Source organism: Nonomuraea sp. NPDC049419 (genome assembly GCF_040676995.1).
Classification (GTDB): Bacteria; Actinomycetota; Actinomycetes; order Streptosporangiales; family Streptosporangiaceae; genus Nonomuraea; species Nonomuraea salmonea.
In genome coordinates, this window is record NZ_JBFAQB010000014.1 from 39,900 (window position 1) to 63,009 (window position 23,110).

Annotated in this window: 23 protein-coding genes, 1 tRNA gene and 1 pseudogene; 10 read left to right on the forward strand and 15 right to left on the reverse strand. The window is 65.6% G+C overall.

From position 1 onward, the window contains the following. The first annotated feature begins 594 nt into the window (after positions 1 to 594). On the forward strand, positions 595 to 1,320 hold the full coding sequence (locus tag AB0K12_RS32480; RefSeq protein WP_364569737.1) for a DNA/RNA helicase domain-containing protein: 726 nt from the start codon (positions 595 to 597) through the stop codon (positions 1,318 to 1,320). A 32-nt stretch (positions 1,321 to 1,352) separates the two neighbouring features. Next, positions 1,353 to 1,422 (forward strand) — tRNA-OTHER (locus AB0K12_RS32485). A 145-nt stretch (positions 1,423 to 1,567) separates the two neighbouring features. On the opposite strand, the gene AB0K12_RS32490 is transcribed toward AB0K12_RS32485, so the two are convergent. After that, positions 1,568 to 1,846 carry a hypothetical protein gene (locus AB0K12_RS32490; RefSeq protein ID WP_364569740.1) on the reverse strand — a complete coding sequence of 93 codons (279 nt, stop codon included), beginning with the start codon at positions 1,844 to 1,846 and terminating at the stop codon, positions 1,568 to 1,570. Positions 1,847 to 1,865: 19 nt separating this feature from the next. Between AB0K12_RS32490 and AB0K12_RS32495 the strand changes: the two genes are divergently transcribed. Continuing rightward, the gene (locus AB0K12_RS32495) at positions 1,866 to 3,254 is read left to right on the forward strand and encodes a hypothetical protein (RefSeq protein WP_364569743.1); all 1,389 of its coding nucleotides are present in this window, start codon (positions 1,866 to 1,868) and stop codon (positions 3,252 to 3,254) included. A 247-nt stretch (positions 3,255 to 3,501) separates the two neighbouring features. Further along, entirely contained in the window at positions 3,502 to 4,725 is a 1,224-nt protein-coding gene (locus AB0K12_RS32500; RefSeq protein ID WP_364569746.1) for a hypothetical protein, read from the forward strand. 64 nt (positions 4,726 to 4,789) lie between these two features. On the opposite strand, the gene AB0K12_RS32505 is transcribed toward AB0K12_RS32500, so the two are convergent. The 11 genes from AB0K12_RS32505 to AB0K12_RS32555 form a co-directional block, all read right to left on the reverse strand. Continuing rightward, positions 4,790 to 6,199, reverse strand: a complete 1,410-nt coding sequence (locus AB0K12_RS32505) for a tyrosine-type recombinase/integrase (protein WP_364569748.1) — start codon at positions 6,197 to 6,199, stop codon at positions 4,790 to 4,792. Further along, a complete protein-coding gene (locus tag AB0K12_RS32510) occupies positions 6,199 to 6,402 on the reverse strand; it encodes a helix-turn-helix domain-containing protein (RefSeq protein WP_364569751.1) in 204 nt (67 codons plus the stop codon). Before AB0K12_RS32510 ends, AB0K12_RS32505 begins: the two co-directional genes overlap by 1 nt. Before the next feature lie 195 nt (positions 6,403 to 6,597). Next, positions 6,598 to 7,932 (reverse strand): hypothetical protein, encoded by a 1,335-nt coding sequence (locus AB0K12_RS32515; RefSeq protein WP_364569755.1) that lies wholly within the window; start codon positions 7,930 to 7,932, stop codon positions 6,598 to 6,600. Then, complete coding sequence (locus AB0K12_RS32520; protein WP_364569758.1) at positions 7,929 to 8,840, reverse strand: bifunctional DNA primase/polymerase; 912 nt, start codon at positions 8,838 to 8,840, stop codon at positions 7,929 to 7,931. The genes AB0K12_RS32515 and AB0K12_RS32520 overlap by 4 nt, the downstream gene beginning before the upstream one ends. A 101-nt stretch (positions 8,841 to 8,941) precedes the next feature. Then, positions 8,942 to 9,169 (reverse strand): hypothetical protein, encoded by a 228-nt coding sequence (locus AB0K12_RS32525; protein ID WP_364569760.1) that lies wholly within the window; start codon positions 9,167 to 9,169, stop codon positions 8,942 to 8,944. Positions 9,170 to 9,311: 142 nt separating this feature from the next. Continuing rightward, positions 9,312 to 11,480, reverse strand: a complete 2,169-nt coding sequence (locus AB0K12_RS32530) for a cell division protein FtsK (RefSeq protein WP_364569763.1) — start codon at positions 11,478 to 11,480, stop codon at positions 9,312 to 9,314. Next, positions 11,477 to 12,538: a DUF2637 domain-containing protein gene (locus AB0K12_RS32535; RefSeq protein WP_364569766.1), complete on the reverse strand. Its 1,062-nt coding sequence runs from the start codon at positions 12,536 to 12,538 to the stop codon at positions 11,477 to 11,479. The genes AB0K12_RS32530 and AB0K12_RS32535 overlap by 4 nt, the downstream gene beginning before the upstream one ends. Next, a complete protein-coding gene (locus AB0K12_RS32540; RefSeq protein ID WP_364569769.1) occupies positions 12,535 to 12,741 on the reverse strand; it encodes a hypothetical protein in 207 nt (68 codons plus the stop codon). The genes AB0K12_RS32535 and AB0K12_RS32540 overlap by 4 nt, the downstream gene beginning before the upstream one ends. Before the next feature lie 166 nt (positions 12,742 to 12,907). Continuing rightward, positions 12,908 to 13,183 carry a WhiB family transcriptional regulator gene (locus tag AB0K12_RS32545; protein ID WP_364569771.1) on the reverse strand — a complete coding sequence of 92 codons (276 nt, stop codon included), beginning with the start codon at positions 13,181 to 13,183 and terminating at the stop codon, positions 12,908 to 12,910. Continuing rightward, positions 13,180 to 13,377, reverse strand: coding sequence for a hypothetical protein (locus AB0K12_RS32550; protein ID WP_364569774.1), 198 nt, complete (start codon positions 13,375 to 13,377; stop codon positions 13,180 to 13,182). The genes AB0K12_RS32545 and AB0K12_RS32550 overlap by 4 nt, the downstream gene beginning before the upstream one ends. Before the next feature lie 87 nt (positions 13,378 to 13,464). Beyond that, entirely contained in the window at positions 13,465 to 13,632 is a 168-nt protein-coding gene (locus AB0K12_RS32555; RefSeq protein ID WP_364569776.1) for a hypothetical protein, read from the reverse strand. A 292-nt stretch (positions 13,633 to 13,924) separates the two neighbouring features. Between AB0K12_RS32555 and AB0K12_RS32560 the strand changes: the two genes are divergently transcribed. Continuing rightward, positions 13,925 to 15,304: a hypothetical protein gene (locus AB0K12_RS32560; RefSeq protein ID WP_364569779.1), complete on the forward strand. Its 1,380-nt coding sequence runs from the start codon at positions 13,925 to 13,927 to the stop codon at positions 15,302 to 15,304. A gap of 4 nt (positions 15,305 to 15,308) precedes the next feature. On the opposite strand, the gene AB0K12_RS32565 is transcribed toward AB0K12_RS32560, so the two are convergent. The 3 genes from AB0K12_RS32565 to AB0K12_RS32575 form a co-directional block, all read right to left on the reverse strand. Then, on the reverse strand, positions 15,309 to 16,223 hold the full coding sequence (locus AB0K12_RS32565; protein WP_364569782.1) for an aminoglycoside phosphotransferase family protein: 915 nt from the start codon (positions 16,221 to 16,223) through the stop codon (positions 15,309 to 15,311). Positions 16,224 to 16,226: 3 nt separating this feature from the next. After that, the gene (locus AB0K12_RS32570) at positions 16,227 to 16,712 is read right to left on the reverse strand and encodes a GntR family transcriptional regulator (protein WP_364569785.1); all 486 of its coding nucleotides are present in this window, start codon (positions 16,710 to 16,712) and stop codon (positions 16,227 to 16,229) included. A gap of 176 nt (positions 16,713 to 16,888) precedes the next feature. After that, positions 16,889 to 17,212 (reverse strand): hypothetical protein, encoded by a 324-nt coding sequence (locus AB0K12_RS32575; RefSeq protein ID WP_364569788.1) that lies wholly within the window; start codon positions 17,210 to 17,212, stop codon positions 16,889 to 16,891. Positions 17,213 to 17,320: 108 nt separating this feature from the next. Between AB0K12_RS32575 and AB0K12_RS32580 the strand changes: the two genes are divergently transcribed. The 5 genes and pseudogenes from AB0K12_RS32580 to AB0K12_RS32600 form a co-directional block, all read left to right on the forward strand. Beyond that, the gene (locus AB0K12_RS32580; protein WP_364569791.1) at positions 17,321 to 17,758 is read left to right on the forward strand and encodes a GntR family transcriptional regulator; all 438 of its coding nucleotides are present in this window, start codon (positions 17,321 to 17,323) and stop codon (positions 17,756 to 17,758) included. A gap of 184 nt (positions 17,759 to 17,942) precedes the next feature. Then, the gene (locus AB0K12_RS32585) at positions 17,943 to 18,290 is read left to right on the forward strand and encodes a CU044_2847 family protein (RefSeq protein WP_364569794.1); all 348 of its coding nucleotides are present in this window, start codon (positions 17,943 to 17,945) and stop codon (positions 18,288 to 18,290) included. Between the two features lie 51 nt (positions 18,291 to 18,341). Beyond that, positions 18,342 to 19,949, forward strand: a complete 1,608-nt coding sequence (locus tag AB0K12_RS32590; protein ID WP_364569797.1) for a trypsin-like peptidase domain-containing protein — start codon at positions 18,342 to 18,344, stop codon at positions 19,947 to 19,949. A gap of 11 nt (positions 19,950 to 19,960) precedes the next feature. Next, a complete protein-coding gene (locus AB0K12_RS32595; RefSeq protein WP_364569800.1) occupies positions 19,961 to 20,935 on the forward strand; it encodes a MoxR family ATPase in 975 nt (324 codons plus the stop codon). Further along, positions 20,925 to 23,021 (forward strand): annotated as a pseudogene (locus tag AB0K12_RS32600) (SAV_2336 N-terminal domain-related protein); the annotation flags it as partial. The gene AB0K12_RS32595 and the pseudogene AB0K12_RS32600, both read left to right, overlap by 11 nt. Positions 23,022 to 23,110 lie beyond the last annotated feature (89 nt).

A 23,110-nucleotide genomic window follows, 5' to 3' on the forward strand; every position in this document is an offset into this window, starting at 1 on the left:
GTCACGGTCACGCTTGAAGCGCAATCTCGGCCGCGTATGCCGACAGGTCTCGCTCTGCCGCGTCCGCGCGGATCTCGTCAAGGAGTTCCTCCGGGGATCGTCTCTCACTGTTGAGTTTCTCAGTCGCCATACAGGGAACATGCTCCTGGTATCGACCTCCCTGCCAGCGCTTCAGTGCGCTTTGCGGCCACCCCAATGACATCGCACACCCGGCTGCCGAGAGACCTGTAGCGCAGCGAGATCCTTCGCTCGCCGGTTCCGAGAACGGGACGCCCTCGCTACTCTTTTGGCGACCATGTGATACGGCCCGACGGGCTTCGCGCTCGTACGGCTTCGGCCGAAGCGGATAGGCCCCCGCCCGCACGAGTTCTCTCGTGCTGCCTGGGGGACAATCCGTGACGGCACTGCGGCTGTCTGTCGAGAACCTGCTCGCCTCCCCAAATGAGGCCGCCTTCGCGGAGCTGATCGCCGAGCACTTGCCGCAACACCAGCGGACAACGCCCCTCCCCCGCCGAGATCAGATCCTGGCAACGCGGCCTGCCAGCCCTCGCCCTTGATCTGGCCGACGCCGGCTTGCGCAGGGTCGAGATGCTCGTGGAGTACAAGCTTCCGCTGACCAGCGAGCGCGTCGACGGCCTGTCCGATCAAGTTCTCGACGAGCGCAGCCGCCTGTTCACCAAGCAGCGGCGCGGCGAGTTCCTCCGCTACTCGGGCGAGCGCCTTACCGAGAAACCCGGCGCAGACGCGGCTGATCGCCTCCTCCATAGCGCGGTCACGCCGAGCAAGCAGCTCATGACCTGTACCTCCAAGGAAATCCGCGATCGCGAGCAGTTCACGGTGCTGGACGAACAGCAGGTCGTGTACGAGATGGTCATGCGCACCGTGGATAGGGCCAGAAGCGCGGACTCCAAGCAGGTCGTCAGCGTCACCGGCGGCCCCGGCAGCGGCAAGAGTGTGATTGCCCTGTCCCTGCTCGGCGAGGTGTTCAGGCAGGGCCACTCGGCCCTGCACGCTACCGGCTCCCAGTCCTTCACCCAGACCATGCGTCGCTACCCCCGGCCGAGGCAGCACCCGGATCAAGAACCTCTTTGGTACTTCAGCAGCTTCACCGACGCCGAGCCGAACGGCTTGGACGTGCTGATCTGCGATGAAGCTCACCGCATCCGTGAAACGTCTACTAACTGCTTCACCCCGCGGCCAAACGGACCGCTTGCACCCAGCTCGACGAATTGCTGTCCGCGGCGCGCGTCACCTGTTTGCAAGCACACGTCATGGTGTCGCGGTGGGGACATGCGCGGGATGATCAAGCAAGCGACATGAGCCATACAGGGCGTTTAAGCAGGTCAACACACGCCTCCGGGCTGCTCTACCCTCGCTCTCCTAAAGCGGGTGCCGCAGGTTCGAATCCTGCCGGGGGCACCAGATCCAACCAGCGATAGAGCGCCCTTGACCAGCGGAAACGTGGGTCGAGGGCTTTCTTGTGTGTCCGGTGGCGTACGGCTGTGTCTGATCATTTGCGGCTGATCGTTCCCAATGCCTTCCCAGGAGCAGGTGATTGAGCACCGAACTACGCCACCTTGCCACCGATAAGTCCCACGATCGCCCCGAAGCCCATCTTGTAGGTGGTGGAACACGCCTCAGAAGCGGCTCTCACCTGCTCGGAGTCGCCACCGAGCACAGCCAGCAGCACGCTCAGCATCAGCGCAAGGACCGTCAGTGCAGTCACCGTGAAGAAGATCAGCTTGAAGCGTGGCCTCAAATCTGACTGATCCTCAGGCGCGCGGACGTTTTCCTGCTCGGGCTCACCCGACCGCGCCTGCACTCGACTGAGATTCTGGTGCTCCATGCCCTCGTATACTGCCCCGATGGGACATTGGTCTGAGAGCCTTCTCGACGAGGCGGAACAGCAGATCGGCGGCAAGCCTGACCGCAGCGTGCTGAGGGAGGTGCTCATCCAGGCCGGGCGCGAGATTGACATTCTGTCTGGCCGTAGCTTTCAGCCACCGCGTCGAGCGACCGCAGTCTTTGAGCCGAACGGCCTACCCTTCGTGGATGTCCCAGACCTGCGGGTCGGCTCGATGGAACCTGTAGCGGGAGTATGGGAGATTCCTGACCCAGCCGATCCGCAGAGAGCGACTGTTCTGCAGGTCTCCTCTTTGGCTGATCCCGTCCAGAAGGCAGCGCCTATCGTTGACGGGCTCTGGTTCGCCGGCCAATACGTCGCCGGGGCATCGCAAATGGGGGGCCTGTCAGGGGACTATATCCTCGAGTGGCTAGGCACATACGTGGGTCCTGAACAGCGAAAAGAACTGTTTCGCCGTGTCATGGACCCTGCCGTCTACTTCTACGTCCCAATCCTCGGGGTCTCTGTGGGGGGATGGTGGATCCAAATCGCCCGCCGTCTCATCTGGGTGACAAGCGAGACCGAGGATGATGGAAGGCTCGTCGAACTGCTGTTGGACAAGACAATGACTGGCGGTGAAGTCGCACCACTCGCCGCCGCCGAGGCCATTCTGATCGCAGCTCCCATGACACGACAACCCGCAAACTGGGCCTTCACCGCGCGCATCTGGACCGAGCAGGTTAAGCGCCCCATCGATCGGCCGTGGAACAGGTATGCGAAGACCATCCACGAGAACGGCATACCAACGATCACTGTTGACCCCAACTCGACCTCCTACGAGATTGCGTGCCAGGTGGTCTTGAAGGGGTACTGGCACGGCTATATCGATGGCGATGAGCCAGCGCTTGCGAATGTTGTCGCGATGGCGTACCCACGGCAGGTCGATCGCATTCGGCGTGCGACCCGGGCTCCGAATAAGGCTTCTGCGGCCGCGACGCTGCTAGAACACCTGATCCGGCCCGGATTCGACCCAGCGCAGGGCGCGGAGGCGACCCGTCGATATGTGCGCCGGAAGGCAAGCATCGCCGTTATGGAGTTCCGGAAAAGTGAGGCGCCGGACCGGTATCCTTGGACGCAGGTCGGGATCAGTGAACGCCGATTCTACAAACTGCTGCCGTTGTTCGCTCAGAAGGTCAACGGCCGCTACGATTACGGCCTCGACGATGTGGTCGCGCGCATGAAGGCTCACCTGAACTGCGAAGACAACAAGCGTGCCGTGCGAGCGGCCGCCCTCGATGTCCTTCGGTCACACGGCTTCGGAGAAGAGGCCGCACGCAAGTGGCTACAGCGGCACCAACCTGAGGATGCCGTAAATGCGTGGCCACGTGGTCGGCGACCCCAGGATCAGTGATGCGCTGAGACGGGTCCCCTGTCTGGTATCGCCCGAGACCTGACGCACACTCATCGGCAGGTCAGCGGCGCTGCGGGGGTCTCTTAGTCCGGTAGCTAGCAAATCCGGCTTTTTGCGCCTGATCACGCGGACGCATATCTGCTGCATACATCCACCGGGGGTGGATGACGTATCCTCAGGCCCTACATGGACTCGTCTGTCCCTCCGCAGTGGTACAGCCGTCGGTGGCTGATGCCACACTAACTCTGTGACTTCTGCCGACTTCTCCTCCCGGGCATTCGAGACGGACTGGCCTCGACCCCTGATCCGGTCCGAACTAGATCGACTGTTGAAGCTGCACGAACGTCGGCACTCACACCCAGGAGCCCGAGCAGACGGGTCTTGGGCTCGGCAGGTAGAGCACTCCATACGTGAGATCTTCCGCAACCGTGAAGCGCTCACCGAATGGGAGACGCTCCTGCAGTCAAGCGCCTGGGACGCCGATCCTTGGGGTACGTCCACCTCTGGAGCGGAACGCAAGACCCCCGCGCTGCAGTGGCTACAGGAACTTAGTGATCATGTCGATTCACTTCCCCGCATCCCTGAGCGTGTGCCGTACTGGTCAGAGCGCCGTTACGGCGAGCCCGATGCTCGCTCCCATCCGATCGCCTTCACAGCCGTCTGTGAACGATTCGCGCGCGTAGTGGAGCGCCTTGAACAGGCCGGCTATTTCTCCTGGGCATTTGGAGCGGAATGTGTCGACGGCAACTCTCTCGGGGAACTGGGCGTCTCCGCACAAGAGGCAGTCCATTCAGCACTGATGCGAGATGAGCTGTGGCCGGTTACGCGCTACCATGAGGTCTATACCGAGGAAGACCTTTTCGACATGATCGAGTTTCTCGCCGATCATGTTCGGCGACCGACAACTGCGACTCATCATAACTATGGAGGTTGCGGTTGGCACTATGACGATTTTGACTTGCACACAGGCCTTTCGGTCTATCGCTGGCGCGTCAACGAGCTACTTGCAGAGGGTGATATCGACCTGACGCTGTCCGAGAGCGGGAGGCTGGAGCAGATCGGACCTTCCGGGGTCGAAGATCTAGTCTCAGCGGTTCGCTCCGTGGAGAACGTGCATGACGCCGACTCTGCCGAACTCAATCATGCGATGGAACAGTTCCGCTTCCGGGGGAGCCATGTGCTCGACAAGCGTCACGCCGTAATTTCCCTGGCGGGGATCCTGGAGCGACGACGCTCGCTGGTGCAGGCGCATCTCCTTACCAAGGACGAGGGGAGTCTGTTCCAAATCGCAAACAGCTTCGGCATACGACACCAGCGGGCTGACCAGAAGACAGATTACGACAGCGACCTGTACCTGGAGTGGATCTTTTATTGGTACCTCGGGACGATTCATCTCACAAATCAGATCGTGAAGAGACAAGTTGAGAAGTCTGGCCCAGACGAACAGATGCTACCTAGGAAGATTGGGTAGTGGATCCAATCGCATACTGCCGACAGGGAGCCCGAGATAGATTCGAGCTCCCTGCGCTTACCGCTTAAATTAGGATATCGATGATCCTTCGCTTGGCAGCCTCGTCCTGACCCACAATGCATTTCGCATAGATACGCAGAAGCACATCGACGCTGTGCCCGGCCCACTCGGCTACCTGGGGTGCAGAGACGCCCGCGTTCAGCCATGTTGACACGCAGGCGTGGCGTAGGTCGTACGGGCGGGCGGCCAGGGGTGAAGCGAACTCCATCTCGGTCAGAGCCTTCTTGCGGGCTGCCTTCCAGGCGCGGCGGTAGGTGATGAAGGGCAGGTCGTCGGCCTTGACGCCGTAGAAGAGGCGGCCTTGTGGCCCTTCGTTGAATTCGGCGAGGTGGGCTCGCAGGATGCGCACCAACGGCGGTGGGATGGGTACCGTTCGGGTGTGGCCAGCGGCTCTGTGTTTGAGAGCGCGTTCCTCCCTTGCTTGGCCGGTATCGGTCCAGTCGCGGCCGGCATACGGCGCGGCCTTGAGGAGATGCAGTTCCCCCCAAGCATCGGCCAGCTCTTCCCTCTCCCCCGTCTCCTCGTTCTTGCGCAGGGGTGGGAGGGTGATGTTGTCGCGGCGTAGGTTGATGGCCTCCTCCGGGCGTAGGGCGGCGTAGTACATCAGGGCGAAAAAGGCCACCAGGCGTTTGCCGCTCGGCTCCTGAGCGGCAACGGCGGCCAGAAGTGCCTTGGCTTGGGTGTGGTTGATGACGCTGCGGCGGTCTACACCGTAGGCGTTGGCTGGCGGCTTCCACTTCAGGGCCTTGAGTGGGTTGGCGGGCAGGAGCTTGAGTTCTACGGCGTAGTCGAGGGCGTTGGACAGGAGCATGCGGTGCTTGCGGACGGTGCTCGGCGCGGCGCGGGTGCCGTCCAGGAGGGACGTGGCGGAGTCCAGCAGGTCGCGCACCAGGCCGGCGTCGTCGGTGAGTGCGGAGATGGGTTTGGTGTTGTCGGCGAGCCAGCGCAGTGCGGCGGCGGCCTCTTCGGGTGCCTGTTGGCGTTGTTTGGTGTTGAAGCCCCAGCGGTGCATGGCGGAGCGGAGCGTGCGGTCGTCGGGCTTGCCGCGCGTGGTGGTGTACATGGCCGGTGTGGCGGCGGTCAGGGCGCGGGCGATGTCCTGGCGGTACTTGGCGGCGGCGTTCTTCCACTTCATGTCGGCGAACTTGCAGGCGAAGTCATACCAGCTCATCTCTGGGGGGTCGGTGCGTCCCCAGGAGACGGGCTCGCCGGTGAGGGTGCTGAAGGCTTCGCCGCTGCGGGCGGCGGTGAGCAGGGCGCCTCGGAAGGTGTCGGCCTGGGCGGCGTTCTTGAAGGAGCGCTTCCAGGTCTTCGTGGTGGTCTGCCAGGCCACGCGGTAGGAGGTGACCTTGCCGTCCTTGTTCTTGCGGACCTCGATGGAGTAGACGCGGACGTTGTAGGTGAGGTTCTTCATCAGGCGACGTCCTCCATGGTGGCGAGCCAGCGGTCCAGGTCGGTGCGGCGGATGCGCAGGTCGCCGTTCGGGAGCTTGAGGCAGCGCGGGGCGCGGCCTTTGGCTCGCCAGTCGTAAAAGGTGGAGCGGGAGATCTGGAGTTCGGCGCAGAGGTCGGCGAGGGTGAGCATGCCTCGCTGGGCGGTGGTGGTGCCGGTGGCCAAGAGCGGCTCCTTGGAGATGCACGGATGGTTGGGTGCGGTACGGCCCCGTGCTTGGTGGCTGTGGGCCGTGGTGAAGATCGGGACGAAGAAAGAAGAAAGAACAGGCCGGTGCTCAAGGAGGCCGGGAGGGTGGTGAGCGGCTTCGGTCGTGGCCGACGTGCGAAGGGTCGTCTTGCGATTCGCGGACTGCGTGGGTCATGACGGGTTGTTTCTTCTTTCTTCGTTCGAGGTGCGGCGGTAGCGGATCGATGGGCGGCCGCCCGTGGGCGTGGTGAAGGTCTCGTACTGGCCGGTGGCGGTAAGGCTGGTCAGCAGTTCGTCCAAGGTCTGCTTGGGGACGTTGCGGGAGAACAGGGCGCTGATCTCCGAGCGGGTCAGGCCGGTGCCGACGGCCTGGTCCAGGGCGCGGCGGATGCGGTCGATTTTCGGGTCGCGCAACTGCTTGTCCAGGACGAAGACAGCTGAGGCGATGGAGTAGCGGACCAGGGCGGCGGCTGCTCCGAGATCAGCGGTGGTGATGCACGGACGGGCGTCGAGGGCGGCGTACAGGGCGGAGATGCGCAAGCAGTACGGGGCCGAGCGGCGGGTGAACTCCGTCCAGGCGTGGTCCTCGTCGTCGGCGGCGGTGAACTCCTCGTACAGCTCGGCCGACCACAACGCGCGGGCTCCCTCGTCCAGGGCGATGCGGCGGATCTGGCGGGCTTGCTTGATGGCGTCGTGGAGCCTGCCGCTCAGTGCGGCCAGGAGGTCGGGTGCCACACCCTCCGGGATCGGGAGGCGCTTGGAGCGCTCGACGTAGATCGGCAGAAAGCGGTTGTAGCTGCCGCCGGCCATGTCGGCTTCGGCCACGCGCAGGCGGAACTCCTTGGGCGTGATGTGGCCGATGATCGCGATGTGCGGGTTCGAGGCTCGGTAGGCGTTGCGGGTCAGTACGGCGAGCGTGCGGCCGTCCCATGCCTGGCGGAGCATCGTGCCGAGCGTCGAGCCCTCGCGCTTGGCGCGGGCCATGACGGTGGAGAACTCCGGCTCGGTCACCGACAGGCGCTTGTCCATGGTGCCGCCGGGGTCGTCCGGGCTGTCGGGGTCGCGGATGCGTTCGATCAGCCCTTCGCCGGATGACAGGCCGGTGACGCACAGGTCGGCGTAGCCGATGCCGGCGTTGTGCAGGAAGATCTCGGCGGTGTCGGTGGCCTGGCCCTTGCGGCCGGAGCCGGTGCGGCCGAACAGCAGCGGCCAGATCAGGAGCGGGTGGCGGGTGTTGCCGATCTGGACGTACGGGCCGGAGCCGATCACCGCGCCGCACGCGGCCAGGGCCGAGACCAGCACGCCGACAGGATCGGCTTCGGTGGACGGGTCCGCGGCTTTCACCAGTTCGCCGGGCAGGCCGTAGAACATCGCCGGGTCGGCGGCCGGTGGCGGGACCGGCAGGCCGATGCTCAGGTCTCCGGACTGGTCGCGGTGCAGGCGGGTGATGGTGGCATGGGCGTCGAGGTTCTCCAGGATGGTGTTCGCGTCGAGTGGGTTGGTCATGCGGTCCCCCGGCGTGGTCGGCGTGCTCCGGCGGTCAGGCCGGAGCGGATGGTGGCGGCGGCTTCTCGGGGGGACAGGCCGATGGCCTGGGCGGCGGTGTGCAGGGCGTCCTCGGTCAAGTGGTGCGGGAGCAGGCCCGTGGCGACGAGCCTGCCGAGGGCGTACGCGGCGGTGTTCAAGGTGTGGTTGCGGGTGCCCTCCTGGGCGTCGAGGACGTGCTGCAGCTCGTTCTGCAGAGCGGTCAGCGCGTAGCCGGTGGAGCGATCGCCGAGCGCGGCCACGACGTCGGAGACGCGCACCGGCTGCACCCCCGGCTCGGGTCGGGTTAGCCGTTCCGCCAGCCAGGACGGCAGCGGCGCGGGGTCTGCGGTGTGGATGGCGTCGTAGGTGCCGGTGCCGTCCGGGAGATCGACGTAGCTGCCCGGTGCGACGACGTAACCGCCGTCGGCGCGGGTGTCGATCAGCCAGCCGAGCCCCTGCCCCTTGGCGCCGGACGTGTTGCCGAGCGTCACGCCCTCGGGAGCGGTGAAGTACAGGTGGGTGCCGCCGCGCCGGGTGCGGACCTGGAAGGTCTCCAGCGGTAGCGGCTGGCCGGCCTCCTCGCAGAGCAGCGCCAGGACGTCAGCGCCGTCGTTCACGCCGGGCCGGGAGTAAGGTGACCGCTCCCCCGGCTTCGGGGTGTCGAGGTCGATGACGACCAGGCGGGACGGGCCGGTGGCGATGCCGATGTTGTACGGGATGCCGCTCCAGAAGCGGCGGATGGTGTCGGCGTCGGTCGTGTGGTGCTCCTTCCACTTCCAGCCCTTGAGCGGCACCTTGTCCCCCGGCGTGAGCGGGAAGACGTGCCAGCCTCGGGCGGCGGCGGCCAGCGCGTACGGCAGCGTCTGGCGGGACGGGCGAGGTGTCATGCTGGGTGGTGCTCCTTGAGTCGGCCTTTCGGGGCCGGTGATCGGTTGGGGCGTGGCCCCGGCGTCGTGCTTGGTGGCTGTGCGCCGGGGCCGTTGACGGTTCAGCGGTCGTGGTGGAGGCGGCGGACGTAGTTCCAGACGTGGCGGCCGATGCGCAGGCGCAGGCCGGTGGCGTCGCAGCGGCGGCAGTACCGGGTGCCCCGGCGCTGCGGGACACGGCCTTTCCCGTGGCACTTACGGCAGCGCCCGAACGGGCTCACGTAGCACTGCGAGGCGTAACAGATCGTGCCGATGGTCAAGGTGATAGCGGCGAGCAGGACGGGGTTCACGAGGGCCTCCAAGGCCGGTTTTCGGGCGTGGCCGAGGAGGGCCGCTAGCGTGCTAACGGCCTGGCCGGTAAGGGTTTTCGCTGCTAGCGGGGGTGCTAGCGATAGCAGGGTCAGGTGCTATCGCTAGCAGCCCCCTGACGGGTCAGCCGGAACGCTTCTGGCGGTTACGCTCGGCGATGGCCTCGGTGAGGTCGTCCAGGCGGATGCCGCGCCGCGTGACGGGCTTGCCGTCGATGCGGCGGCCGATGTCGGCGACCCGGATGCCGTGCGGCTTCACCGCACTGGTGAGCTGCTCGGACTTCCAGCCTGAGTAGACCTCGGGACGGAGTTCGGCCAGGCGGGTGCACAGGGCCTCGTTCCAGGCCGCCGACTCCCCCGCTGGCCACACCTCGGCAAGATCGGCCAGCAGGTCGTACGCGTCCTGCCGTTCCTGGGTGCCGGGCTCGGGCAGCGTGCCGGCCAGGCCACGGGACTGCTTGGCGCGCACGACGACCTTCTCGGCGTCGCGGGTGTCGAGGTAGTAGGAACGGCGGGCGGCGGGCTTGCCGAGGCCGGCCAGGATGCCCCAACCGGCCTCCACGACCGGCTGGAACACCGTGGCGCGGTAGCCCTGCTTGTACATGGACGTGCCGAGGATCATGTCGTTCGCGGTCTGGTCGGCGACGCTCATGCAGTAGCGGGTGTTGACGTTGCGGGTGATGCCGGTCGGCAGGCTGTCCTTGTCCGGGATCTGGGTGCCCAGGAGGAGGATCACGCCCAGCGCGCGGCCGAGCTTGATGACCTTCTCGCAGATCTCCCCGGCTTCCTTGCCGTACTGCGGGTGCAGGAACAGCTCCTGGATCTCGTCCACCGCCACGATCAGCGGGTGCAGGCCCGAGCCCTTGAGCGAGGCCAGTTCCGGGGTGACCTTGTTCTCCGGGGCCTTGCCGAGGGCGTTGTAGTGGGCGATGCGCTTGGAGCGGCGCTCGCACTCCTTGTACAGCCAGCCGAACATCGCGGCGCACCGGCCGATCGTCTCGTCGTCGAAGCCGTTGCCGTACTCCGTACAGATCGGCTCCAGGACCTTGAAGTCACCCACTCCCTTCAGCTCGTAGATGCGCAGCTCGGCGCGCGGGTCGAGGGCGGCGGCCAGCACCGCGAGCCGCAGCCCGAACGTCTTGCCCGAGCCGGGCTGCCCGCCGAACAGCCAGTTGCGGAACATCAGCTCGGCGTTCACGGTCTCCATCCGTGGTGTCGTGGCGAACGGGAACGGCTTGAACACGTCCACCTGGCCGTCCCGCAGCAGCGGCCATGGCGGCTGCTTCATCTGGGACGACGGCTCGTAGCCGACCCAGAGCGCGAGCCGTCCGGGGTGGCCGGCGCCCGGCTCCGGCCAGACCTGGTCCAGCGGGAGCCGCATGGCCGAGGCGAGGCGGCCACGCCGGGCCACCACCTCGGCGGCCTCCACGCCGAACGGCAGATCCACGATGGCCAGGTGGCCGGGGCCGTCCCGGTGGATCTCCTGCGGGAAGCTGATCGCGTTCGGATCCTTGCTCACCGCCTGGGTGATGCCGGAGATGCCGCAGGCCAGCAGCGCGCGGCGGACCAGTTCGGCGGTGAGCTTGCGGTAGCGGGGTGCCTCGCTCACGCGGTCGGTGATCGGGCGGTCCGTCGGGCGTCCTGCTCTGGCCAGCAGCGGTACGGCCACCACCAGCGTGCCGAGCCGTACCCAGCCGGGCAGGTCGGCGACCAGGAAGGCCAGCAGGCCGGCCAGCGCGGCGACGCCCAGGACCAGCAGGACCGACCAGCGCCAGCGGGACTGGCGCTGCCGTTGCCTGTCGAGCTTGAGCCAGGTCTCGGCGTCGTTCCGGTCGGCGGCGTACTGGCGCAGTGCCCAGTTGCCTTCCTCGGCCGTGGCCCAGTGGAGCAGCCGGCCGATGAACTTGAAGACGCCGGGGACGGCGTACCAGAGCGCCTTGATCAGGTACTTCGGTGAGCGCACTGAGTGGTAGCCGATGACGTAGGCGGCGTCGCGGAGCTGCCAGGCGATCATCGCCCGAAAGGACGGCCAAGTGCGCAGCCAGGCCGGGATGATGGGCGCGCGGCGGCGCGTGGTCACGGTGGTCACCGGTACGGCGTCCTCGTCGGGCGGGTCCACCGGTGGGCCGACGACGTCGTCTTCCACGGCGATGGTCTCGTGGTCGAAGTCTTCGGGCTCTTCAGGCTGGCGGGCGCGGCGGCGGGAGTCGAGCGGTACGACCTCCGCGTCACCGGAGTCGGCCCACTCGAAGCCCTCCAGCTCGCGGCCGGGTTTGTGCGGGTCGTGAGTCATGATGAGTACGCCTCGTTCGCCTTGATGGGTGCGGGGTGGCGGGGCGCGGCCACTGTTCTTGGCGGAGTGGGGGCCGCGCCCTTCGTCTTCGTGGTTGCGGTCGGACCGTGCGGGCCGCCCGCGGACGGTCCGGCGGTCGTGGTCCGGTCGGGCGGTGCCTCCGACCGCAGGCGGGCCAGGAGCGCCCCCGCACGGTCGGTGGACACGGAACGGCCGGTCCGGCGGATGGCGTCGCGGAGCCGGTCACGGGTGAGCGGGACGCCGCGTGCTTGGTGGTCGGTAGCGATCCGCCAGCCGAGCGGCATCAGGTCGGTCACGTCGGCGCGGGGCCGTCGTGCGTTCTTCTTCGGTGCCCGATGCTTGGGCTTCGGTGGCAGCGCCGGAGGCTCGGAGGCCAGTTGGATGTGCTGCGGTGCCAGCTCGCCGAGGCGGTAGAGCGCCCGTTCGCGCCGAGTGGCCTTGAAGCGCCACAGCCTGCCGTACCGGTCCTGCAGATCCGTACGAGCGAGGATGCGGTCGCGCTCGCGGCCGAGGGCGTTCGGGTACGAGCGGATCTCCCACAGCACCATCCGGCGCCACAGCGCGAACGTGGACGGGAAGGCCAGCAGCCACCGCGAGAGCCGGATGGACTCCATGCGGTCAGGCCTGGCCAGCTCGGCGCGCTTGCGGATGGCGTACGCGCCTACCTCCACCGCCACCACCCACAGGCCGGGCAGCATCGCGTGGGCGATGATCCCGAACAGGGTGTCCTCGCCGGCCACGTTCAGGTAGACCGTGGCGGCCGTCAGCGTCCAGGGCACGACCCGGAGCAGGCGAACGCGCATGCCGAGCCGGGCCAGGACGATGTCCAGCGCCGAGAAGGCGGCGATGCCGAGATCGATCCCGAGTGGAACGATCCAGGCGAACCACCCGAAGGACGGTTCGGCGGCCTCAGCCACCGTGGCGAAGCTGATGACGAAGCCGAGCAGGCCGAGGCCGGCCACAGCGGCGGCGGTGACCGCGACGGCGGTCTGTTCCCCTTCGGTCAGCGGGCGGGGTCCGTAGACGGCTGTGGTCATCGGCCCCACCTCCGCTGGCAGCGCGGGCAGTTGGGCCGGTCGCACCAGTTCGCCGGGTGGCGGGACCAGATGCGCAGCACGTTGTCCACCGAGCCGGCGGCGAAGACCTGGCGAAGGCGGTAGCGCTCCTGGGCGATGCGTACGAGGTCGCAGACCAGGAAGCCGGCGGCGAACACCGCCAGGTGGATCAGTACGGCGATCATGCGGACTCCCTTTGAGAGCGGACGAGGATGCGGCACAGGCGGCAGCCGGGCAGGCACCGCGTACCGTGAGCCGAGCAGATCTCGACCTGGCGACCGACGCCGCAGCCCCGGCACCGGTACGCGCTACGCGAGCGCTGGCCGCAGTCGGAGCACTGGAAGCGAGCCATCAGGCGGCCACCTCCCGCAGCGCGCGCAGCTCGTCACTGGTGAGACCGGCCCAGACGCCGGCCTCGGGCGACACGGCCAGGGCGTAGACCAGGCAGGCGACGCGGGCCGGACATCCCCGGCACACCGCCTTGGCCTTCTCCTCGCGTGCCTCCCGCTCGTCGTCCGGCTCGGGCTCGAAGGAGTCCGGGCCGGTGAACAGGTCGGCGTCGTCGCTTTCGCAGGCCGGGCCGGCGTTGAGCACGTCGTCGCGGAGGTCGTACAGGAACTCGTTCATCGGCGCACCGCCAGCAGGGTCGCGAGCGCCTCCGCGACGGCGAGCCGGTGGCAGCTCGGGCAGATCGGCGGGGTGGGAGCCTCCTCCTCAGGGGAGATCTCCTCGACGCCGCCGCAGACGAGGCAGGTCCAATGGACGGACGCCCAGAGCACCTGGCGAGCGAACAGGTCAGTGTCGCTGGACCCGTGGGTCATGATGGAAGAACCCTTCTGGGGATGCCGGGGCGCGGATCAGGTTTGGCGACGTGGACCGCGCCCCGGCTTTGTTCTGTCTGGTGGAAGTCAGCCGAGACCGTTGCTGAACGTGGTCAGGGCTTGCGTGATCTTCTGGATGCCGTCGACGGCGGCGTTAACCGCCACCGCGGCTTTGTGCGGCTGAGTCACCACGAAGAAGGCCGCGAGGATCATCAGCACCGTGGGCAGGAAGCGCCGGGGTCGGAGAGCAGGCATGAATGGTGATCCCTTCTGGTCGTCATCGGGCCTGTCTCTCCTGGTCGGCCGGGCTCTCTCGCGAGAGCCTGTCCTGTACAGGTATAGAACAGGCTTGGCGGCTCCGTCAAGCTCCTTTCGAGAGCCGCCGTGTTCGTGGCACTAGAAAACCGCGCAGGTCAGGGGGTACGGCAGCGTTCAAAAGACGGTGCAATTGAGCGGTTGGGGGTGCACAGTGGCCGGGAGGGGGTGCAAACTGTGGGCGACATCTTGATCACAGAGGGTTGCCGACCCCTTGCGCGCCGGGAGTGCCATGAAGCTCCGAGAGCCGAATCACCAGCTCGCAGCGGTCATGCAGCGCGCCGCGTGCTCGAACAAGGCGCTGGCGAGGCGAGTGCAGGACGTGGCCGCCGGCCACGGAGCGGACATCCGCTGCGATCACGTGTCGGTGAAACGCTGGCTCGACGGAATGCACCCCCGTGGCATGACGCCGCACTTCATCGCCGAGGCTCTCAGCAGGAAGCTGGGCGAACGAGTGAGCGTGCGTGACATCGGCATGCTGTACGCCGAGGCGATCCCGTTCTCCCCCGCCACGCGCAAGCAGCAGACCGACTCCCTGGCCGGCGGCGTGACGGCGCTCGTCTCCGGCGACCTGTCGGCCAACCCCCAGGTGGTCGAGAGCGACGTCTCGGCGGACTCCTGGAACGACTCCATGGTCACGTGGCTCGTGAACCCCGTACCGCTCCCGAGACGCGCCCCTGAAGGACGGCTGGTCACCGTCTCCAACGTCGAGGCGATCCGAGAGACGACCGCGATGTTCGCCAAGCTCGATTACCGCTTCGGCGGCGGCCATGCCCGGTCCACCGTCGTGCAGTACCTCGCCATGGAGGTCGAACCGCTGCTCAAGCACGTACGGCCGGACACGGCCCTGGGCAAGCAGTTCCTCTCGGAGACGGCGGCCATGCTCAGGCTCGCGGCCTGGATGGCGTACGACACCGGCCTGCACGGCCTCGCCCAGCGATACATGACGAAGGCCCTGCACCTGGCCCGCGAGGCCGACAACCGGATGCTCGGCGGGCGCATCCTGGCCGGGATGAGCCACCAGGCCAACTACCTCGGCCATTACGGCATGGCCGTCAACCTGGCGCGGGCCGCGACGATGGGCGCCCAGGGCGCGGCCACGCCTACGGCGATGGCGTTGTTCAGCGCCATGGAGGCGCGGGCGTTGGCCTCACAGGGAGACGAGGCGGCGTGCAGCCGAGCGCTCGGAGATGCCGAGCGCTGGTTCGAGCGTCGTACGCCCGACGACGATCCGGTGTGGCTGCGGTACTTCGATGAGGCCGAGCTGGCGGCCGAGTTCGCGCACTGCTTCCGCGACCTCGGCCACCATCACCGAGCTCGCGATCGGGTGCTGGAGAGCGTGCAGCTCTCCGAGAGCCTGTACGTGCGCAGCCTGTCCTTCGTCCGCACCATCCTGGCCACCAGTCATGTGGCCGGCGGCGAGCTGGAACACGGGCTCGCCGTGGCGCGGGAGGTCGTGACGACCGTGGCCGACCTGCGATCGGCCAGGACGCGCCGCTACGTACGGGACTTCGTCAAGCAGCTCGCGCCCTACGGGAACGATCCAAGGGTGCGCGAGTTCCAGGCGTTCGCTGAGACGCGACTTGCCCACGCTCGGGCGGAGGCGCGGTAACCGATCAGAACGGCTGCCAGGCGCGCGGCAGGACGTCGTGCCGCAGCGACGCAACGCGCCGGTCGAACTCGGCGCGGACCTCGGGGCCGTGGTCGACGTTCTGCATGAGCCAGGTGGTCATGGTGACCTCGCGGATGCGGCGGATGGTGTGGAAGCCCGGCCATTCGGTGATGTCGAAGCCGTACGCGGCCACAGCCTGTGCGTACTCCTCCGGCACCATCCACCCGAAGCCGCGGAACGGGAGGCCGAAGCTTGTGCAGAGATCCCACTCGCGCGGCCCCCAGGCGAACGCCTCGAAGTCGAGCAGGATCACCGTGCCGTCAGGACGGCGGAGGAGGTTGTTCTTGTGCCCGTCGCCGTGGATGTGGCCGGCGGGCAGGGCGAAGTCGAGCGTGCTGTACTCGGCGTACAGGTCCTTGACCCGCTGCCGCAGGAACGCGATGTCCTCCTCGGCGATGGTGGTGGCGCTGTCGAGACGGTCCTCCACGCGGGCCAGCGGGTCGAACAGCGGCAGCAGCAGATCCATGGGCTTGACCACGTCGTGCAGCTTCCTGAGCATCGCCGCCGCATCGGTGAAGCCCGGCGCCGGCCCTTGGCTGAGCTCGTACCGCCAGAACGTCACTACCCGCCCGTCATGCACCGTCGCCTGCGGACAGTCGGGGAACAGCCGCACGCTCGGGAAGCCGACCTCTTCCAGCCACCTGGCGACCCCCACCTCTTTCTGCACGTCTGAGAGGAGATCGGTGCTGCGCGCGATGCGCACGACGACGGGTGCCGAGGCGAGCCGGTACAGCGCGTTCTCCCCGAGCCTGATCAGCGACGCGTCGCGGCTGTCCAGCCCGGCGTGTTCGCAGGCCGCGACGAGTGCTCGGTACGCGTCCTGCTGACGGAAGCCCTGGGGGGTGGGGGTCTTGGTCATGGATCAGCCCTTCTTGTTCGTGTTGCCCGGTGGCGAGCTGGTCGCCACGAAACGGCCCTTACTGGGGATGACGACGATCAGGCCCTCCTGCTGAAGCACTTCCAGGGCCTTGCGTACCGTGATGCGCGCCGTACCGAACCTTTCGGCGAGGACAGGTTCACCAGGCAGCCGCACATCCGGGGGGAACTCGCCGGCCTTGATAGCGGCGCGGAGCTGGCCGGCCACCTCCTCGTAACGGGTGGTCGGCTTCGCGTCCGGTGTGGCCTGGCCATGGACCCTGCGGCCCCGGCCCATCTGGCTCACGACCAGGCCCTCGCGCTCCAGCTCCGCGAGCGCCTGCCGTACGGTGCCGCGAGCGACGCCGTACGCCTGCATGAGGGCCGTCTCGGACGGGATCATCCCGCCTGGTGGGTACTCGCCACTGGCGATCCGCTGGCGGAGGTCGTCCGCCAGGGTGGCGTAGGCGGGCTGAGCTTTGCCGTGAGTCATGAGGCTCCCTTGCCGAGCAACAACGAACTCAAGGCTAGGACGAGCGCTCACGCCCGGTAATGCGCGCCGACTCAATGGCCGGCGAAGTCTCCCTCTCCTCCGCCCGGTGGTCGGGTCCGGTCGTCGCGGCCCTCGCCTTCTGGGCCGCCTGGCCTGCCGTCGGCGACGCGGTGCCATCACTGCGCCTGGCCGACGATCAGAAGGCCCCAGAGCATCTCCGCCCTGACCCGGTGCCAGGGGCCGGCGTACGCGACGGTCTCGGGCGTTCTCCGGCTCACGCGCCGGAAGCGGTACAGGCCCCCGGCCGCGAGGAACTCGTAGGAAGTCTCCTGGCAGGAGCAGGTGTAGGCGATGACCCGCTGCCGATTCGGACTGTTGACCTTCCTCGTCTCACTGCGCCAGTCGAGTGCGACCTCCGCAGGCGCCGCCCAGTTGCAGGGGTGCGCGGCGAACCCCGGACATGGCCACTCCTCCCCTTCCGGACTTGTCGGTTGTGCCATTAACCTGACCTCCCGCCTCGCGGTGTGGCAACGTTCCTGCACGTAAACCCTTATGAGCATATGCCTACCAGAGCAGATGAGGAAGTGGTGTTGTGATGATGACCTGTTGTGATCGACTTCGGTTCCGATCGTCCGGTGCACCGCCAGCTCGCCGACATCATCCGCGCGGACATCGCCGCGGGCCGGCTGAAGCCCGGTCAGCCACTCCCCTCAGAGACCCGGCTGATGCAGGAGTACGAGCTTGGGCGGGTCGCTGTGCGACAGGCGCTCTCGGTGCTGCGGAGCGAAGGGCTGATCGTCACCGTGAAGCGTGAAGGCTCCTACGTCCGCCCGGAACTGCCTACGGAGCGGGTCACTGTACGAGACGCAGCAGAGGTTACTGCCCGAATGCCTTCGCCGGAGGAGCGAAAGACTCTCAACATCCCAGAAGGCGTCCCGGTGTTCGTCATCAAGGAGCCACGCAAGCGAAGCCGCATCTTGTCAGCCGATCGAACCGTTCTCATTTGGGCTGGCGGCGAGGACAGCCCCGACAGCAAGGAGTCCTGACACGGCTCCTGACGGTCGCAACTGATACGGGATCGTTACCGCGTTCGAAGTCCAAGACTGCTCGCCGTAACCCACATTTGAGCAAGCGAGAGGCTGCAGTGGATCGTGCCATCCACTTCGGCCACCGGACCTTCATGGGGTTCGCAGGGTCTGCACCCGAGGCTGACACAGACAGGAATCCAGAGTGGACGAGCTTGTGCGGTGGAGCATCGATGGGGGCTCAGTGCTAGTGGAAACCGCGTACGAGGACGTGAATCGCGGAGACTGGGCACCCGCGGGCGTTGGCGCCGATGCTATTCGCGACGCGAAAATCCGGTTAGAAGATGCACTCACCCACGTCCGAGACGCGGCCGTGACGACGCTGAAGACGTTCCGCGATGTACCCATCGGCCCGGACGAGGTAGAGGTCGAGTTCGGGGTGAAGCTCGCCTCGGAAGCCGGAGCGGTGATCGCCAAGGCTAAGGCAGAGGGGCATCTTACGGTCAAACTCCGCTGGAAGGCCCCCGAGCGTCTCGCCGCGCAGCACGACTGAGTCGCCGTGAGAGGCGCATGGCGGGCTCGGATTGAAGAGGTTCGCGGCAACGTGTCCCAGACGCTGGGGGCTGGGCTGCTGGTCGCCGCCGACCTAGTCCTTACCTGTGCCCACGTCGTGAGACAGAAGAGTGATCTCCAGGTCGCTTTCCCCCAAGCTCAACGACAGGATCTTCTGGAGGTTCCAGCGACCGTGCACATGATCGGACCGTGGAGTGCACCAGGACAGCCTGGTGACATCGCTGTCCTAAAGCTCGGCTCGAAAGTGGACCTCCCGCCGGCCCAGCTATTGCTCCGGCAACCGAGCAGAGCCGAAAAGTATGTAGCTCACGGCTTCCCCAAACCGCACCTCCATGTGGGGGCTCCTCTGGAGCTCGCACTGATCTCGACTGATACGGCCGGGGAGTGGCAGCATCTGCGCGCTATCACACCATATGCCGAAGTTCCGCAGCAAGGATTCAGCGGTGCCGCGGTCTACTGCGACACAACTGGTGGAGTGGTCGGCATAATTACGGATTACTCGCCCAATCCGCAGCAGTTGACCGGCCGAATGTTGCCCATCCAAACGATCCGCCGACACTGGGAAGAACTTGACGACCTGCTCGACCTAGGATGGCTGCCTCAGAAGGAGCGGCGAGCGCTGCGCCAGATCGTGACCGGGGCCACCAGCAACGCAGACCTGCGCCACCTAATGTGCCAACTCTTCCCCGGCGTCGGTGGGCATCGAGACTTTCACACGGTCTGGGACGCGATTCGATATGTCGGCGAGGAATTACACGGAGAGGAGCGCTTGTCTCGCTTCTTGCCAGCGGTTGCCAGAACACTTACCCCTGAGGCAACCCAGCGCGACCTGAGACGGTGGATCTGCAATCACCTGGGCGCCGATATCGGTTCCACCAAATTGGAGACCGCCATAGTCGTCCGACTCGATCCTCTCCGGGAGGGCCATGACCTGGAGGTCTCAGTTCTCATAAACGATCAGCCCAATCTACAATCGTGGCGTACTACAATCCCTTCCGCAGCTGATATACGCACCCACGTCGAGACCGGCCTCACGACGATGAAGCGTCAGGTCGCAGGAACTACTCCGACGATTGAGTTTGTGTTGCCGCAATCCCTGCTGAATGAGCCAGTTGAGGAGTGGGAGTACGGCAGAGATACACCGGTGGTTACACAACGGGCGGTACTTCGGTACGTCGATCGCCTTATCGATTTAGATGAATGGGATCCTTGGGCAGCGCGAACAAAGAGCTTGCGCAGCCGCATACCAGAGGCCCCTCAACTACTTGCCTGTAATGGCGAGGATCCAACGCGGTTTTACATGCGACTGAAAAAGGAAAGTGAGGCTTGCGTACTAGTTTGCCCAGCTCGGCCAGACGACAAATCTCTAGGCAAAGCCCTTCACGCCGGGCTTCCTGTGATCATCTGGTCACGTGATCCATGTCCTGAGGACGTCCACGAGAACTGCCCAGCCAGCCACTTAGCGTCCCGGGTCGCCGTAACTGCGCCAGTGGATCTGCCGGAGCTTATCCGGAGGACTCGACTGGACGCGTTCGACCGACCACCAGAAGAGCCACACCCCGGCCGGAACCTAGCGCTGCTCTGGGACGACCCAGAACGGATGCCCGACCCTCCTGCCTATATGCCTGAAGACCTCTAAGGACAGACGACATGGCGAACTGGCATATCTACACCGGTTCAGGCGACGAAAAGGCGGCTATCGACCGACTCCCAAACCCACCGAAATGGCGCACTTTTATTGGCAGCCCTCTCCTAAAGCAACCTGCGCCGCTATCCGATGACGATCACCAAGCGGCCAGTTATCGCCCCGACCCGCAGACGGTCGAACAAGTAAACGCTGCCCTCTATTTGCGCCGCCCCCTCCTGGTGACTGGCCGGCCCGGGACTGGCAAATCCACTCTCGCCTACGCGGTAGCGCGCGAACTCGGCTTGGGCCCAGTATTGTACTGGCCCATTACGAGCAGATCAACTCTACGCGATGGCCTATACCAATACGACCCGCTCACCCGCCTGTACGAGGTGAGCAAGTCCGATGATATGAAGAGCGACGATATCGGCCGCTACATTCGGCTTGGTCCGCTAGGCACCGCGCTGCTGCCCTACCGACACCCGCGTGTACTGCTCATCGACGAGATTGACAAAAGCGACATCGATCTGCCCAACGATTTGCTAACCGTCTTCGAAAAGGGTGAATTCCCGGTCCCGGAACTAGCTCGACATGGCGACGGCTCGGGCACGGTCACGACCGCCGACAACGACCACGTGCCCGTTTGCAATGGTGTGATCCGCTGCAACGCTTTTCCTCTCGTGATCATGACGAGCAACGCCGAGCGCGAGTTCCCCCCGGCCTTCCTACGCCGCTGCATCCGTCTGGAACTGCGGGAACCAGACGCCACCAAGCTTCGGGAAATCCTGACCGCCCACATGGGTGATCTCGCAGAGCAAAGCGATGATCTCGTGGAACTATTTCTCAGCCGTAAGACCAAAGGACAGCTCGCCACAGACCAACTCTTACACGCGGTCTACCTGACCAGTGAGGCGGCCAAACACGGCTCAGTAGATCGTGCGGCGCTCGCCGAAAGGATCATGCCGTTTCTCGATGGAGGGCCGATGAATGGCGATTGACCCTCTCATACAACTACGCGACATACTGCGTGCGTCCGATCCGGACCTCACCACACTAGAACTCGCGGAAATCGTCTGGCTGGCTGGTCATCTCACCCCCAAGGAGATGCCGACTACAGACCGCCCTTCCTCCGGGCCAGCAGCACCTTCACTACCACGAGGTCGTCCTACATCGACTCCACCCGAACCCGGTACGGCACGCTACGTCCCCTCAGAGCCAGATAGTAGTGACCTGCACGCGTTGCACCGACAGCACGACGACCCTTCCGACACAGAACATGACAGCGACAACTCCGACCATGACGCTCTAAAGGGCACCTCGCCACCGCGCAATGTGGGCTCCGGCGGGCAACCGATTCAGGCGCCGGCTGCGACCATGCTCGGCGATACGCTCGCTGTTCAGCGGGCGCTGCGCCCGCTCAAACGCCGCACCCCGTCCCTGACTGCAACGGCCATCAACGAAACAGCCACCGCAGAATGGATTGCTGAGACCGGCCGGTGGTTTCCCATCCTTACGTCAGTTGCTGAACCTTGGCTTGACTTAGCGCTAGTCGCCGACACTGGCCCGTCGATGCTGATGTGGACGCCGCTCATCGGTGAACTACGCGAAGCACTCTCTCGGCTGGGTGCGTTCCGTGACATCCAGCTCTGCTTCATGGTCGGTGACGGGATCACCATGCAGTCCACAGGCCCGACGTTGTCTCCGCAGACACTTGCCGACCCATCCGGCCGTCGCCTTGTGCTCGTCCTCAGCGATTGCTCAGGACGACATTGGTGGAACGGGGAGGCCCAAAGGATGCTGCATAATTGGGCTTCTGTCGGGCCTGTGGCCGTGCTTCAGCCGCTGCCTGAGCGGATGTGGCGACGGACAGGGCTTCCCCCGGTCCCCGGAACAGCTAAGCCAGTACGGCGGGCAGCGCCCAGCACGGAACTGGGCTTCACCCCTCGCGAAAGACGCAGAGCCTCATCAGACGGGCTCCCCGTACCGGTTGTCGAACTCACTCCTCATTGGCTCGGGGACTGGGCCCGCTTGATCGCTGGGCCTGTCGGTGAGGGCCTGTCGACCTCGGTCGCCTTTGTCAGGGCTACGCCCCGGTCCCGTGCAGAGCGCGTCACCCGGGAAACTGGGCTGCCTGCAACGGACCGGGTGCGCCGCTTCTGCGCTATCGCATCCCCAGAGGCAGCACGACTTGCCGCCTGCATCGCGACTTCCACGCCAACGCTGCCAGTGATGCGACTTATTCAACGCGTCATGCTTCCCAAGGAAGCCCAACACCCACGGCATCTGGCCGAAGTTCTCCTCAGTGGGCTACTCCGCCCCGTGGGAGGTGACCGCTATGAATTCATTGACGACGCACGCAAGGCGCTACTAGAAATGCAGCCGCGCTCGACTTCACTGGACGTCATCGAGCGGATCTCGGCTCTAGTCGAGGGGTGGGCCGGGATCTCCAAAGAAACTTTTTCCGCGCTCCTGCCTGTGCCTCCGGACATCGGTGAGCAGCGTATCGACGGAGATCAGAAACCCTTCGCACTAATCAGTCCGGAAGCGGTCCAAATACTCAGCCAAGTGGCAATCCCTGTGCTGACAACATCACATAGTGCGCCCGCAGCATCATCTTTTCAGGGGATGCAGAGCATTGAATCCGGCGCTCCATCGCCCCTCCAGAGTGTGGCTGCACCACCTCTGATAAAACCCCTACGTAAGCAGCTGCACCGCAAATTGCCGGTATGGGGTGTTTGCTCGATCATAATCAACGGCCGCTCTCACCTTGCCAGCGCCGAGGAAGAGGGGATAGTGCGGACATGGGACGCCTCGACTGGTCGAGAACGCCATCAACTGAGAGGTCACATAGGTGCCGTAACCAGCGTGTGCGCCATAACTATCGATAATCGTACTCATTTGGCCAGCGCTGGCCGCGACGGGACAGTCCGAATCTGGGATGCAACCACAGGTAGGCAACGGCATCTATTCCGAACTTCCACTGGTCGACATCCCATCAGAGCTTACGACGTATGCACGATCGAGATCGATGGTAGGCCCTGTATTGCCAGCGCCAGCGATGACTGTACAGTGCGCATCTGGGATGCTGCTAGCGGCGCTGAACGCAATCGACTTGCCGCATATGCCGGCGAAATATACAGCATGTGCGCTTTCGAAGCTCGCGGGCGCCCTCA